This is a genomic window from Yoonia sp. (genome assembly GCF_036007805.1).
Lineage (GTDB): Bacteria > Pseudomonadota > Alphaproteobacteria > Rhodobacterales > Rhodobacteraceae > Yoonia.
This window is the reverse complement of the sequence record NZ_DASYOK010000308.1, coordinates 1-14451: the sequence shown is the minus strand read 5'-3', so window position 1 is coordinate 14451 and position 14451 is coordinate 1. Positions and strand designations below refer to the sequence as shown.

Here is a 14451-nt window from a genome sequence, read left to right as displayed (position 1 = left end):
ATCGAACTGAACCAAACCGCCCACATATCTCTTCAGATATATCAATTTCAAACAGCGTAGAGACAAAAACCACCAGATGCGCCCTAAAGTCCTTGGCGCGCCCAGCCTGCATTATCTCTGTTTTTTCTTCTCCGCCTCGTCGCCCGTAAGCCCGTCTGGCGCCCCGCCGCCGCATCTCTGCGCCGCCGGTGAAGGGGGTTCTACGGTTACTCGCGCACACCCGCAACCCCTTTTTTCGAGAAAAGTGCATTTTTTATGACAACTCTGATTATACGTTTATTTTGAAAGACTTGTGGTATTTTAAATGCGCCAGTGCCCCCTGTCGTCGCAATTTTCTTAGGCGGAATAGAAACAGAACATACCAGATTTGGGGTTATCCACAGAGTCTCCTACTAAAGCCTTCAACATTCACGAAGACTCACGCACCAAAATCGCTCTGAATCGCTTCGATTCACACTTTGTTAAGCCTCTACGGGTGAAGCTCGGAGAGTGATTCATTCTGATTCACCTCCTCACCACACAAAGACCCGGCAGTTTTTGCTGCCGGGTCAGTGGTTGGTGCCGTATTTTCGGGTCATTTATCTCTAGGCCGGCTGTCTCTTGCGCTCAAAAGACACATACCGCTCCCCGACAAGAACCAGCACCACAATCAAATAGATCAGTGGCTCAATCTGGAAGCCCTTTGCCAACCAGAGATAATGCAGCGCACCCAGAACCGCGGCCGGATAGGTGAGCTTGTGTAGCTTGCGCCACGACGCGGCCCCCAATTTGCGCAGGGACAGGTTGTTTGATGTCATCGCCAGCGGAATCAACATCACGAATGACGCCATTCCGACGGTGACATAGGGGCGCTTCACGACTTCCTCCCAGACGCGGCCAAGGCTTTGCACATCAAGAACCGCGAAAACGAGGAAATGCGCCAGCACAAAGAAGAATGCACTGACACCGATCGCGCGCCGGAACTTGAGCAGGTTCAGACCAGTCCACTTGCGCAGCGGAGTGACGGTTAAGCCCGCCACCATCAGGATCAAGGCGATCTCACCGTATGCCCGTTCCAATACATTGATCGGTTCGACCAGATAGGGACCAAGCTGGTTGAGGGCGCGCCAGAACTCCCAGCAGGCGTAAAGCGCGCCGACGATATAAATTGTACCGGCGGGCAGCCGGCGCAAAACACCGTTGATGGGTTGCGCGACCGTCACTTTAGATATCCACGCTCAGATCCTGGCCTGCATAAAGCGGGGCGACTTCGGGATAGCCGTTGAACATCAGCGTGTCCTGACGTGTAGAAAAGAGACCGCCGCCGATACGCCGCTCGGTTGCCTGGCTCCAGCGTGGGTGATCCACATTGGGGTTCACATTACTATAGAACCCGTATTCCCGCGCGTTGGCCTTGTTCCAGCTGGTGGGGGGTTCACGGTCGGTTAGTGTGATACGCACAATGGATTTGATCGACTTGAAGCCGTACTTCCACGGCACGACCAAACGGATCGGCGCACCGGACTGGTTATAGAGCGGCTCATCATAGATCCCTGTCGCCATGATGGTCAGCGGGTGCATTGCCTCATCAAGGCGCAAGCCCTCGACATAAGGGAAATCCAGTACACGGCGCTGGACGCCGATCATGTTCTCTGGCTGCACAACCGTTTCAAAGGCGACATACCGTGCGCCGGACCGGACACCGACCTTATTGAGAATGTCAGCAAGCTCGATCCCGTTCCACGGAACCACCATCGACCACGCCTCGACACAACGGAAACGGTACAGGCGATCCTCAACCGATAGCCCCGCCAGCAGATCGTCCAGCGCATAGTCACCGGGGTTATCGACCATACCGTCCACTTTGATCGACCAGGGCGATGTCACCATCTTATGTGCGTTTTGGGCCGGATCATTCTTGCCGGTGCCGAATTCGTAGAAGTTGTTGTAGCTTGTGATCTCTTCGAGCGTATTGGGCTCCAGATCGCCCTGTGCCGCGGCGCGGCCCGCAAGGCCAATCGCACCAAGGCCGATCGTCCCCGCCAGAATCTGGCGCCGGTTCAGATAAGCCGACTTTGGTGTGACGTCAGCCTTGGTCAAAGTATTGGTCCAGCGATATGCCATCTTGGATCTCCGTTCTTTTCAGTTCCCGACACTATATAAGGGATAACATTTGAAAAATGTTTCACGTTGCCGCCAGAACACTGAAATGTTCCAAAAACGGGCAGGATCAATCACAAAGTTTCACGCACCTGTGACTGGAAACAGCAAATCGTCGCGGCTTAGGTCAACGCCGATTTTCGTCAAGCGGCGTTGGCAAAATTCCCCCATGATCCAAGGCGATCCGCCTTCGTAAAAAGAGCAATGCCACCGACAAGGCATGCTTTCAAACTAGGAGAATACAAATGCTACGCAGAACCTTTATCGCACTGACAACGACAGCTGCTTTGACTTCGACATCCGCCTTCGCAGCAGGCCACTCAAAAGACATCGTGGACACAGCGATTGATGCAGGCAGCTTTACAACTCTGGTTGCCGCTGTTGAAGCGGCCGGTCTGGTTGAGACACTGAAAGGCGAAGGTCCGTTCACAGTCTTCGCGCCCACAGACGACGCCTTTGCAGCACTGCCCGAAGGTACAGTTGAAGGCCTGCTTGCCGATCCAGAAGCACTGGCCGCGATCCTGACTTACCACGTTGTCCCAGGCAAAGTGATGTCCACAGACCTGAGCAACAACATGATGGCAACAACCGTAAACGGTGCTGACGTCACAATCATGACTGAAGGTGGCGTGACTGTTGACGGCGCAAACGTTGTCACAGCGGATATCGAAACATCAAACGGCGTGATCCACGTGATCGACGCGGTTATCCTGCCGTCCATGTAAACGATTGACCACAGCGTCAAACCAAAGCCCCGGCACATCGCCGGGGCTTTTTTGTTAGCGCGCGACGTAACGGTCGCGCCGGTGATTGATTGCAATGATCAGGTTCAGCACAACAGCGCCCACGAGCGAATAAAACACCAGCAACGGGTCAAAGAGAAAGAACGCCAGCCCGAAGATAATGGCGTCAAAGATGAGCTGCACATATCCGGCGCGAAATCCTGTCGTATCCTGGATCAGCAGCGCAACCACGCCCAATCCACCCAGCGATCCGTTATGCCGGAAGAGCACCAGAAGGGCGACCCCAAGCAAAGCACCAAATGTCAGCGCACCCAACAGCGGGTCAATATACGAAAATACCATGCCAAGCGGGATGATCTCGCTCAGGACTGACAAAAGCGTCACCGAGATCAGCGACTTGATGGTGAAAGTAGCGCCCAGACGTTTCCACGCCAGCACATAGAATGGCAGGTTCACCGCAAAGAAGACCGCACCGAATGAATACCCGCTGAGGTAAGAAATAATCACTGCAATCCCGGCTGTCTGTCCGGTAATCAGCCCAACCGTGGTCAAAATGTTCAAACCAATCGCGGCAAGAAAGATGCCAAGCGACATGCCTTGGACGTCATCAAGAAGCGAATGTGTGGATTCTAGCGAATTTGTTGTCATGACACCCTTATAGGGCAGCTTTGCTGACCCACAAGTCGCCTATTGTCTATTGGCCCACGACGAAAAAAGGGGCGCCGCGAGGCGCCCCGATCAATTGCTTAATGCACGACTGCATCACCCGGCCGTGGCCGGTTGGTTCCCGCCACGCGGTCACCCACCAAAAGCCCGTCAACACCGGCGCTGATGTTGATCGTATCACCGTCCATGACGTCGCCGGCCAGAATCATCTCGGCCAGTTGATCCTGCAAGGCACGCTGGATGACCCTTTTCAGGGGACGCGCACCGAACACCGGATCATAGCCTTCTTCTGCCAGCCACTTGAGTGCGGCATCATCCAGATCAAGGTGGATGTTGCGCCCTGCCAGCCGCCGTTCGAGCAACCCAAGCTGGATTGTCACGATACCTGCCATGTCACTGCGCGCCAGACGGTCAAAGATGACAATCTCGTCCAGGCGGTTCAGGAATTCGGGGCGGAAGTGCCCGCGCACCGCATCCATTACATCGCGCTTGGCATCGCTGGCATCAGCACCATCGGGCAATTGGCTCAGCGCCTGCGCCCCAAGGTTGGAGGTCAGGATGATCAGCGTTTGCTTGAAGTCCACGGTACGGCCCTGACCATCGGTCAGCACACCATCATCCAGAACCTGCAACAGCACGTTGAACACGTCAGGGTGCGCCTTTTCGACCTCGTCGAACAGGACCACCTGATATGGGCGGCGGCGGACAGCCTCGGTCAGCACACCACCCTCGTCATAACCGACATAGCCCGGAGGCGCGCCGATCAGACGTGACACGGCGTGTTTCTCCATGAACTCGGACATATCAATCCGCACCATGGCGCTGTCATCGTCAAAGAGGTACTCGGCCACAGCCTTGGTCAGCTCGGTTTTACCAACACCGGTTGGCCCGAGGAACAGGAACGACCCAAGCGGTCGGTTCTCGTCATTCAGACCGGCACGGGCACGACGCACGGCATTGGCAACCGAGCGCACGGCGGTCTTCTGACCGATGACCCGCCGGCCCAGCTCTTCTTCCATGCGCAAGAGCTTGTCGCGTTCGCCTTCCAGCATCTTGGACGTGGGAATACCTGTCCAGCGCTCGACGACTTCCGCGATCTGCTCGGGGCGCACCGCCTCTTCAACCATCAGGTCATCACCTGACTCAACTTCCGCCACAAGACGCTCCAGCTCCGGGATCACACCGTAAGACAACTCACCCGCACGGGCGAGATTGCCTTCGCGTTTGGCGATGTCCAGCTCGGCACGCGCACGGTCCAGTTTTTCCTTCACGCCGCGCTGGTTTTCCAGCTTGTCGCGCTCAGCCTGCCATTTCGCAGTCATTTCTGATCCACGGTCCTGCAGGTCAGCCAGTTCCTTTTGCAGCTTTTCCAGCCGATCCTTGGAGGCTTTGTCGTCCTCTTTCTTCAACGCCTCGGACTCGATCTGCAATTGCAGGATCTGACGGTCCAGCGCATCCAGTTCCTCTGGCTTGCTGTCCACTTCCATCCGCAGACGGCTTGCGGCCTCATCCATCAGGTCGATGGCTTTGTCCGGCAGAAAGCGGTCCGTGATATAGCGGTGCGATAGCGTTGCCGCAGCGACAAGGGCGCTGTCGGAAATACGCACACCGTGGTGCAGCTCGTACTTTTCCTTGATACCGCGCAAGATGCTGACGGTATCCGACACAGTCGGTTCTTCCACCATCAAGGGTTGGAAACGCCGCGCCAGTGCTGCATCCTTTTCCACATATTTGCGGTATTCGTTCAGCGTCGTGGCACCCACGCAGTGCAGTTCGCCCCGCGCCAAGGCCGGTTTGATCAGGTTGGCCGCATCCATTGAACCCTCGGACGCCCCGGCCCCGACAAGCGTGTGCATTTCGTCGATGAACAGGATGATTTCACCAGCCGCAGCTTCGATCTCTTTCAGAACCGCCTTCAGGCGTTCCTCAAACTCACCACGATACTTTGCACCTGCAATCAGCGCGCCCATATCCAGCGCCATTAGACGTTTGTTGCGCAGGCTTTCAGGCACGTCACCGCTGATGATCCGCAGGGCAAGCCCCTCGGCGATGGCGGTCTTACCAACACCGGGTTCACCGATCAGCACAGGGTTGTTCTTGGTGCGGCGTGACAACACCTGCATCGCGCGGCGAATTTCTTCGTCACGGCCGATGATCGGGTCGATCTTGCCTTGCTCTGCGGCCTCGGTCAGGTCGCGGGCATATTTCTTGAGCGCATCAAAGCTGTCTTCGGCATTCGCGCTATCGGCGGTCCGGCCTTTGCGGATATCGTTGATCGCCGCATTCAGTTTAATGGCGGACACGCCACCGGCATCCAAAGCGTCTTTGGCTTTGGATTTCACAACGGCAAGCGCCGTCAGCAGGCGTTCGACCGGCACAAAGCTGTCGCCCGCCTTCTTGGCAAGCTTTTCAGCCTCGTCCACGACTTTGGCGGTCGTGTTGTCCAGATAAACCTGGCCCGTATCGCCGGACACTTTCGGGATTTTGGCAAGGGCTGCCTCAACCGCGCCGACAACAGAGGGCGCATCGCCGCCTGCATGCGAAATCAGGTTGGTGGCCAACCCTTCTTCATCATCAAGCAAAGCTTTGAGCAGGTGCTCGGGGGCGAGTTTCTGGTGGTCCTCGCGCATAGCGATCGTCTGGGCGGCCTGAATAAAGCCGCGCGACCGCTCAGTGAACTTTTCTAAGTTCATGGGTCTCTCCTTTGTAAAGCGCCCGGGTTTATGGATGCCCGGCTTGGCGGCACATCCCTTATTGGGCCTCTGCCTGTAGATGGGCATCAGAAGGTTCGCTCGCAAGGTTGTGAACAGTATTTTTGACAACGGGGAGATCGCGACAATTATTCCCCGCGCTTTCGATCCCCAACTTGCGCAAACTTGATTTGCAGGGAGGGACTTGTGCAATTACACAACGAGCTTTCTGCAAACCCCCACCTTGGTCGTCGTCGGTGATGACGGCCAAGGGCAATGGCGCAGCCACGGGAGAGGCTGCGCCATTGCATTTGCACCGCCTGCCCGCAATCGCTAGACCCGTGGCAAATCAGCCAAGGAGTTTGCACATGTCCGATGACCGTTTGATCGTAGCAATGGACGTGCCAAACGTCCTTGAAGGGCTGGAACTGGCCAACACGCTGGGCGAAAGCGTGAATTTCTACAAAATCGGGCTTGGGATGCTCACAGGGGGCGGATTGGCGCTCGCCAATGAGCTCAAGCAGGAACATGGCAAACGCATTTTCCTTGATATGAAATTCTTTGACATCGGCGCGACAGTCGAGGCTGCGGTGCGCGGTGTGGCCCAATTCGATCTGGATTTCCTGACCGTGCACGGTGACCCCCATGTCGTGCGTGCAGCGCGTGAAGGGGCTGGCGGGTCCAACATGAAGATTTTGGCCGTAACCATTCTGACGTCACTCGACCGCGCCGATCTGGATGCATCCTGTATCAAGGCAGGCGATGTGGCCGATCTCGTGCAGGAACGCGCGGGCATCGCGCTCTCGAACGGGGCGGACGGGGTGATTGCCTCGCCACAAGAGGCCGCATTGATCCGCGCCCTGCCCGAAGCCGAAGGCAAACTGATCGTCACCCCCGGTGTGCGGCCCGCAGGTGCAGCACTAGGGGATCAAAAACGGGTCATGACACCAGCGCAGGCCATCGCAAACGGCGCGGACCATGTGGTTGTGGGCCGCCCGATCTGGCAGGCCGCGAACCCAAAGGCCGCAGCACAAAGCATTCTGGCGGAACTGGCATCACCGCAAGCAAAAACCCCCAACCACTAGGGCCGGGGGTTTCTTAGTCTCAAGCTCTGGAAGGACCGATCAATCGTTGACGTCGGTTTCCCAGATTTTGACCTGTCCGGTTTTCAGCGCGAAATATTTACGCATCACCAGATAGGAAATCAGCGACAGGACCGAAAAGATCACCAGCGTGAGCGCAAAACCTGACGCCGAAATCCCGAACAGGATCAGAAGCCCCATCATGGCCGCGCCAATCGCAAACCCCAGGAAAATATAGCCTGGGATCAACACTTCGAGTGTTGCGAGGATCAAAGCCCCCGACATCCACACCCACCATTCTGTCCAAAGCGGCATTATCCACGTCCTTTCAGCATCTGAAATGCATTGGCAAAGGCATCAAGCGCATTAGCAGGCAGGATAACAGTCTGGTTTCCGGTGCCATCACCCAGCTTTTGCAAGGCTTCAACCTGCTTGAGGGCAACCTGATACTGCGCCGCCTCCAAACCATTTTCCGCAATCGCCACGGCAACAACCTGCGTCGCATAGGCTTCGGCATCAGCCAGAATACGGCGCGCCTTGGCTTCCTGCTCTGCGGCATAGAGCTCTGCATCCGATTGCAGCTCGACCGCACGCTTTTTACCCTCGGCCTCGGTCACCTGCGCACGCCGCGCGCGCTCGGCGTTCAGCTGTTGCAGCATCGCTTCACGGGTTGCCTGATCCAGATTTACGTCGAGAATCTCGGCACGGGTCACTTCAATGCCCCAGTCGTCAACCTGCTGGGCCACTTGGGTGCGCACAGCCTCAATCAGGTTCGAGCGGTTCGACTGCACCTGATCCAATTCCATACGGCCAATTTCCGACCGGACGATACCAGCAACAGTGGTCGAGATTGCACCATCAACATCACGGATCCGGTAGACGGTCTTTTCAGGCTCGATGATGCGGTAAAATACCGATGTTTCGACCTGCACCAGCACGTTGTCAGATGTGATCGCATCCTGATTCATCGAGGGCAACTGGCGCTCAAGGATGGATACCTTGTGACGAACCCGGTCCAGAAACGGGACAATGAAGTTAATCCCGGGGCCAAGCACCGAGCGCAAACGCCCCAGCCGCTCGACCACGAATTTCTCTGACTGCGGCACGATGCGGACACCGGCCGTGATACAGACAACGATGAACACTGCCAGCAGCAGCCAAAGCACATTCTGGCCCAGAAACTCGGAAAACAGATTTTCAATAGGCATATATCTATCCCACATAATGATGTGGGATAGATAAGTAGCTGTTATGCTGATTTCAATGTATGCTGTTGCATACTGTACGATTTAGGTGCGAAAACACGCGACTGTACCGCAGTTGCAACGAGATCAGCCGTTGCCGCCGAGAGAGTCCAGCCAAGGTGCCCGTGCCCGGTATTATAGAAAACACGCGGATGATGCCCAGCGCCGACGCGCGGCATCATATTGGGCATCATTGGTCGCAATCCGGCCCAAGGTACCACATTTTCCGTGCTGACATCGGGGAAATGCGTCTCACACCACTGCACCAGCGGTTTCACACGATCCGCACGGATATCGCGGTTCTCGCCGTTGAATTCTGCGGTCCCCGCAATGCGGAACCGGTCATGGCCCAGACGCGAGGTGACGATCTTGGCCTTGTCATCCAGCAGTGAAACCGTCGGTGCCGCCGCCTGCGATTGCGCATCCGGCAGGTTGACGGTGATGGAATAGCCTTTCACCGGATACACATTCACGCGGTCGCCCAGTTTCTTTGCAAAACCGCGTGACGCGACACCGGCAGACACGACCACCGCATCAAAACGCTGCTCGGTCCGTGCCCGCACCGTCACGCCATCTGCATCCGCTGCAACATCGTCGACCGCATGGCCCATTTCAAACTGCACACCCTGCTGGCGCAGCCACGCTGCCAGACCGACGGTGAATTTGTGGATATCGCCGGTGCTGTCGCTCTCGGTCCAGAACCCGCCCAGAATATCGCCGCGCAACGTAGGCTCTGTGGCAAGCGTCTCCTCGGCGCTCAACTCGCGCCGCGCCAATCCGCCCTGGGCCAAAAGCGCGGTTACTTTGCGCGCATGGGCAAAATCTTTCTCGGTTTTGTAGAAATGCAAAATCCCTGCCGGCGTGAAATCAAAATCAATCCCGGCATGATCAGCCATTTCCGCCAGACCTGCACGCGCGGTCACAGCCATCCGCGCGGTTGCGACGGTGTTCGCTTTATAGTGTGGAATATTGGCCAGAAACGCCGCCATCCAGCTGATCTTGTGCCAACTGGGGCTGGGGTTGACCGACAAAGGCGCGTCCTGCTGCAGCATCCATTTGATACCCTTCAGAACCGTGGACCATTGGTTCCAGACTTCCGCATTCGACGCGCTGAGCTGCCCGCCATTGGCAAAGCTGGTTTCCATCGCCGCATAGCGCTGGCGATCATAGACGGTCACGTCATAACCGCGTGTGTGAAGTGAATAAGCAGTGGTGACGCCGGTAATTCCGGCGCCCAATACAGCAACTTTAGGCATGGTAAACTCCCTACCATCTGCCCCCGCCGTCTGCTGTACCTGAGAGATTCGCCCAATCGGGCTTGCTCCTTCGGCGGACCATTCAAGGCCTCTCTTCGGCGTGTTGCACCCCAACCGGTCCTTTTGCCTGAGAGTGACCGGGGCGGTTGCTCCTTCGGCGCCAGACCAAACCGGACTCTCCCGGTTGGTGTGTTTCCTATTGGAAACTCATAGACAGATCGGCGCGCAACGCAATGAGAAATTTCAGCCCGGAATGCCGTCCGTCGCACCGTGGCATTTTCGCGACGCAACGCCACCAGCAGCACCCTCGCGCCATCATGCGGGCCGTTGTGTCCAAATCCTGCGCCTTCTACACTGCCGTCATGCCAGCACTTTGTCGCGACTGCCTGACCACATTCGACAATGAGTCCCGTTGTCCGCAATGCCGCAGCCCAAGGGTCACGCGGCACCCGGAACTGTTTGACCTGACCATCGCGCATATGGATTGCGACGCGTTCTATGCATCGGTCGAAAAGCGCGACAATCCCGCACTGGCAGACAAACCCGTGATCATCGGCGGCGGGCGGCGCGGGGTGGTGTCAACCGCCTGCTATGTCGCGCGGATCAAAGGCGTGAAATCCGCGATGCCGATGTTTCAGGCGCTGAAGCTTTGCCCCGAAGCTGTTGTCGTGCGCCCCAACTTTCCTGCCTATACCGAGGCCTCGCGCGCCATCCGCGCGATGATGGATGAACTGACTCCGGTGGTTGAGCCACTGTCACTGGATGAAGCGTTCATGGATCTCACAGGCACAGAACGCCTGCACCATGCGCCCCCTGCAGTCATGCTGGCGCGTCTGGTCAAACGGATGAAAGATGAATTGGGGTTGACCGGATCAATCGGACTGTCACACAATAAATTCCTCGCCAAAGTGGCCTCGGACCTCGACAAACCACGCGGCTTTTCGATCATCGGCAAGGCAGAAACCACCGCATTCCTGCGCCCCAAATCCGTGCGTCTGATCTGGGGCATCGGGCCGGCCGCACAGGCCAGCCTAGAGGGTGCGGGGATTCGCACCTTTGACGACCTTCTGCGCTGGGACAGGCGGGATCTGCATGACCGGTTCGGCGGCATGGGTGAGCGGCTTTACAGTCTTGCCCGCGGCGAGGACGGGCGGCGGATTTCATCCCATAGCCATGTAAAAACGCTGTCGAACGAGACGACGTTCAACGACGACACCGGCGACGTTGATATTCTGGATGGTCATCTGTGGCGGATGGCCGAAAAGGTCAGCGCGCGCGCCAAGGCGCAGGATAAAGCGGGGCGTGTGGTGACACTGAAACTGAAAACCTCGGATTTCAAACTGATCTCGAAACGGCAAAGCCTGCGCCACCCGACCCAGATTGCCGATACCATCTATCGCACGGCGCGCGGCTTGTTCGATCAGGTCAGCGCGCGCGGGCCGTTTCGCTTGCTGGGGGTGGGACTGTCCGAGATCACCCCCGCTGCCGACGCCGACCGCGAAGGTGATTTGCTCGACCCCGGCGCACAAAAACGGGCCGATGCCGAAAAGGCAGCTGACAGAATCCGTGAGAAGTTTGGCAAAGATGCCATCATCAAGGGGCGCGCATTGCGCTAGGGTGTAAGGTGGGTCTTGAGCCACCCACCGCCGTCTGAATTTGTCTTTTTACAGAAACGAATGTCCGCTACGCTCAACCTGCGCAGACACCGGGAGGGCACGACTTGAACCACATCTTTGATACCACCGCCGCCTATTACGAAGCGGAGACCTGTGATATCGCGGACTTCAACGCGTTGATCGACCAGACAACGCACGGCGCGGATGTGCCCTTTGCTGCGGCCATAGAAAAGAACATCCCCGTTTATGACATGGCAGCACTCCGCCCGGCCCTTGAAGATCAGGGAACCCGCAAGGAAATCCTGGGCGAATGGGCACGCGTTCTGCGCAAAGGTGCAGGTGTCATCGCCCTTAAGAAGACCTACGCAGACACCACTGTTCTGGATCAGGCGACCCGCATTTACGAACAGATCATCGCAGATGAAAAGGCGGGCGCGCATGGCGCTGGCGATCATTTCGCAGCAGCAGGTGCGAATGACCGGGTCTGGAATTCGCTGCAAAAGCTTTGCGAAGCTGCCCCTGATGTCTTCCTGAAGTATTTCGCGAATACCGCGATTGATGCGGCTTGTGAGGCATGGCTTGGCCCCAACTACCAGATGACCGCGCAAGTCAACCTCGTCCATCCCGGCGGCGCCGCGCAGCAAGCGCATCGCGATTATCATCTGGGCTTTCAAACCGCCGCGATCTGCGCGTCCTATCCCGCCCATGTGCATGATATTTCCCCAGTTCTCACGCTTCAGGGGGCGGTTGCGCATTGCGACATGCCGCTAGAAAGTGGGCCGACGAAACTACTGCCTTTCTCGCAGGCCTATCGCGCAGGGTATGCCGCATGGCGCAGGCCCGATTTCAGGGCCTTGTTTGAAGAACGCTATGTCCAACTGCCGCTCGCAAAAGGCGACACCTTGTTTTTCAACCCTGCCCTCTTCCACGCAGCAGGCGCGAACACCAGCAAGGATATCCACCGGTTTGCAAATCTCTTGCAGGTCTCCTCGGCCTTCGGGCGGGCGATGGAAACGATTGACCGTGACAAAATGTGCAGGCTGGTCTTCCCTTACGCTTTACAAGCAAAGGCCGACTGCAGCTTGAGCCCCTCGGAACTCAGAGCAGCGATATCCGCCACTGCGGAAGGCTATTCTTTCCCGACCAACCTTGACCGCGATCCACCCGCAAACGGAATTGCGCCAGAAACACAGGCCGCCTTTATGGCGCGCGCCTTGTCGACAGGCATCAGCCAAGAGGATTTCAGCAAACGTTTGGACGACATGCAACAGGCGCGGCTGTCTTAACCTTGGCTATTCCGCCGCCACCTTATGATCCGCGATACGTCCGATCTCCGCGATCTCGGCAACGACGCCAGACAAGAGCGCCTGAAAGGCCGTGAAGTCCGCGTTCAGTTCTAATGTGCGCTCATTCATGTAGAGAGCACGGTCAACTTCGACCTGAATGGCATGTTGCTGTCGTGACGGGCGGCCATAGTGTTGTGTAATAAAGGCCCCGGCAAAGGGCATGTTGCGTGCGACGCGCAGACCCGCACTTGTGAAAGCGGCCTCGATCTGCTCCACAACAGATGCCGCGGCGGTAGAGCCAAACCGGTCACCCAGCACCACATCAGGACGCGCACTGCCCGGTGGGCCTACGTTTTCCAGCGCCTCATGGGGCATGGAATGGCAATCAATCAAAATCGCCTCGCCATAGGCATTATTGCTTTCATCCAGCAGGGTCTGCAGCTGGTCATGGTAGGGACGCCAGTATTGCGCAATGCGCAGATGCGCCTCAGCCAGCGTAAGCTTGCCGCGATAGATCTGGCGGCCATTGGCCACAACACGCGGGATCACCCCAAGGCCGCTGGCGATGCGCGGATTATGCGCGTTGCGGCGCACCCCTTCGATCAGGGCCTGATCCAGTTCATCCACGCCACGGTTCAGATCAAGAAAGGCGCGCGGCGCCGTTGCCGTCAATAACGGTGCGCCATGGTCAGGCACGGCTGCAAAAAGCTGATCGACAAAGGCGTCCTCGGACGACCGGATCTCGCTTGCATTCAGAACCGACCGGCGCAAGAACGCGTCAGGATAGTCGCGCCCGCTATGGGGCGACGCAAAGACAACGCTTGTGGTGCGCACCTGTGGTCGGGTCAGAGTGTAGGCCGTTTTGAGCAATATTTTTGTCCCTTCGACGCAACAGATAGCGCATTTCGGGAAAATACCAAAAGCCCTTGATCCCTCTGTCGACTCCTTTTATAGACCGCACGACTGACGCGGATTGCCCGCGTCCTATTTCGTTATGGGACGTGTGGTAAAACGCAGAAGACATGGATGATTAGCTCAGCGGTAGAGCACTTCGTTGACATCGAAGGGGTCACTGGTTCGATCCCAGTATCGTCCACCATGAATTCATCGGGCTTACGGCCCGTTAATGTAACCCAAGGCGCAGTCCGCGCGCCGCGACAGATAGGAAACGACCCCATGAAGGTACGTAACTCCCTCCGCTCGCTCAAGCAGCGCCACCGCGATTGCCGCGTCGTGCGCCGTAAGGGCCGCGTCTATGTTATCAACAAGACGCAACGCCGGTTCAAAGCCCGTCAGGGCTGAACCTGCGATAGCATTATTTTGGAAAAGGGTCGTGCCGCTGGCGCGGCCCTTTTTCTTTTCCAACAGGCCGATTTCATCAGAATATCTGCAAAAAACCCGACAAAAAGTCACAATCGTGCCTTGGTAAACCTGTAATATTCGCTAGGCATACTGCGTTTCATCACGCTACTTTGTGGCACGCCAATTTTCTTGAAGACAAAGGATTTTATTCCATGACCCGCCCCACACTTAGAATATCTGCCATTGCTGCCCTCATGCTGGGCACCGCAACACCGGCATTGGCCCAGGACATCTGCGGCGGCTTTGGCAACAACGGTCAGTGGATCGGCGGCGATGAAGCCAACTCGGACATTAGCACATCCGCAACCTACGGCGAACAAATGGCGCTGGTTCTGGGCGGCAATGAATATGTGTCCCTTTTCACCCT

The 14451-nt window shown here is 57.1% G+C and carries 13 protein-coding genes, 1 tRNA gene, 1 pseudogene and 1 riboswitch; of the genes and pseudogenes, 7 read left to right on the top strand and 8 right to left on the bottom strand.

Going from position 1 to position 14451, the window contains the following annotated elements; all coding sequences use genetic code 11:
* Positions 1-584: 584 nt before the first annotated feature.
* Together msrQ and msrP are read right to left on the bottom strand one after the other, a co-directional pair.
* Positions 585-1202, bottom strand: coding sequence for a protein-methionine-sulfoxide reductase heme-binding subunit MsrQ (gene msrQ / locus VGP75_RS16275; protein WP_327544661.1), 618 nt, complete (start codon positions 1200-1202; stop codon positions 585-587).
* A 1-nt stretch (position 1203) separates the two neighbouring features.
* Complete coding sequence (msrP, locus tag VGP75_RS16270; protein WP_327544660.1) at positions 1204-2103, bottom strand: protein-methionine-sulfoxide reductase catalytic subunit MsrP; 900 nt, start codon at positions 2101-2103, stop codon at positions 1204-1206.
* Positions 2104-2384: 281 nt separating this feature from the next.
* Between msrP and VGP75_RS16265 the strand changes: the two genes are divergently transcribed.
* Entirely contained in the window at positions 2385-2864 is a 480-nt protein-coding gene (locus VGP75_RS16265) for a fasciclin domain-containing protein (protein WP_327544659.1), read from the top strand.
* Positions 2865-2918: 54 nt separating this feature from the next.
* Here VGP75_RS16265 and VGP75_RS16260 read toward each other — a convergent pair whose 3' ends face one another.
* The gene (locus VGP75_RS16260; protein ID WP_327544658.1) at positions 2919-3530 is read right to left on the bottom strand and encodes a YitT family protein; all 612 of its coding nucleotides are present in this window, start codon (positions 3528-3530) and stop codon (positions 2919-2921) included.
* A gap of 98 nt (positions 3531-3628) precedes the next feature.
* Positions 3629-6241, bottom strand: a complete 2613-nt coding sequence (clpB, locus tag VGP75_RS16255) for an ATP-dependent chaperone ClpB (protein ID WP_327544657.1) — start codon at positions 6239-6241, stop codon at positions 3629-3631.
* Positions 6242-6606: 365 nt separating this feature from the next.
* On the opposite strand from clpB, the gene pyrF reads away from it, so the two are divergent.
* Positions 6607-7323, top strand: coding sequence for an orotidine-5'-phosphate decarboxylase (pyrF, locus tag VGP75_RS16250; RefSeq protein ID WP_327544656.1), 717 nt, complete (start codon positions 6607-6609; stop codon positions 7321-7323).
* Positions 7324-7362: 39 nt separating this feature from the next.
* Here the strand turns inward: pyrF and VGP75_RS16245 are convergent, their stop codons facing one another.
* From VGP75_RS16245 to VGP75_RS16235, 3 genes are read right to left on the bottom strand one after another with little or no spacing between them, the layout of a single operon-like run.
* The gene (locus VGP75_RS16245; RefSeq protein WP_055296985.1) at positions 7363-7635 is read right to left on the bottom strand and encodes an NfeD family protein; all 273 of its coding nucleotides are present in this window, start codon (positions 7633-7635) and stop codon (positions 7363-7365) included.
* On the bottom strand, positions 7635-8528 hold the full coding sequence (locus VGP75_RS16240; RefSeq protein ID WP_327544655.1) for an SPFH domain-containing protein: 894 nt from the start codon (positions 8526-8528) through the stop codon (positions 7635-7637). The genes VGP75_RS16245 and VGP75_RS16240 overlap by 1 nt, the downstream gene beginning before the upstream one ends.
* A gap of 41 nt (positions 8529-8569) precedes the next feature.
* Entirely contained in the window at positions 8570-9820 is a 1251-nt protein-coding gene (locus VGP75_RS16235; protein ID WP_327544654.1) for a D-amino acid dehydrogenase, read from the bottom strand.
* A 105-nt stretch (positions 9821-9925) separates the two neighbouring features.
* A riboswitch (glycine riboswitch) is annotated at positions 9926-10013 on the bottom strand.
* 169 nt (positions 10014-10182) lie between these two features.
* On the opposite strand from VGP75_RS16235, the gene VGP75_RS16230 reads away from it, so the two are divergent.
* Both VGP75_RS16230 and VGP75_RS16225 read left to right on the top strand, forming a co-directional pair.
* Positions 10183-11436 (top strand): DNA polymerase IV, encoded by a 1254-nt coding sequence (locus VGP75_RS16230; RefSeq protein WP_327544662.1) that lies wholly within the window; start codon positions 10183-10185, stop codon positions 11434-11436.
* A 104-nt stretch (positions 11437-11540) separates the two neighbouring features.
* On the top strand, positions 11541-12722 hold the full coding sequence (locus VGP75_RS16225; RefSeq protein ID WP_327544653.1) for a phytanoyl-CoA dioxygenase family protein: 1182 nt from the start codon (positions 11541-11543) through the stop codon (positions 12720-12722).
* A gap of 6 nt (positions 12723-12728) precedes the next feature.
* Here VGP75_RS16225 and VGP75_RS16220 read toward each other — a convergent pair whose 3' ends face one another.
* Complete coding sequence (locus VGP75_RS16220) at positions 12729-13592, bottom strand: N-formylglutamate amidohydrolase (protein WP_327544652.1); 864 nt, start codon at positions 13590-13592, stop codon at positions 12729-12731.
* 154 nt (positions 13593-13746) lie between these two features.
* Here VGP75_RS16220 and VGP75_RS16215 point away from each other — a divergent pair.
* The 3 genes and pseudogenes from VGP75_RS16215 to VGP75_RS16205 all read left to right on the top strand — a co-directional run.
* A tRNA-Val gene (locus tag VGP75_RS16215) sits at positions 13747-13821 on the top strand.
* A gap of 77 nt (positions 13822-13898) precedes the next feature.
* Positions 13899-14024 carry a type B 50S ribosomal protein L36 gene (gene ykgO, locus VGP75_RS16210; protein ID WP_010141322.1) on the top strand — a complete coding sequence of 42 codons (126 nt, stop codon included), beginning with the start codon at positions 13899-13901 and terminating at the stop codon, positions 14022-14024.
* A gap of 212 nt (positions 14025-14236) precedes the next feature.
* A pseudogene (locus VGP75_RS16205) lies at positions 14237-14451 on the top strand (ABC transporter substrate-binding protein); the annotation flags it as partial.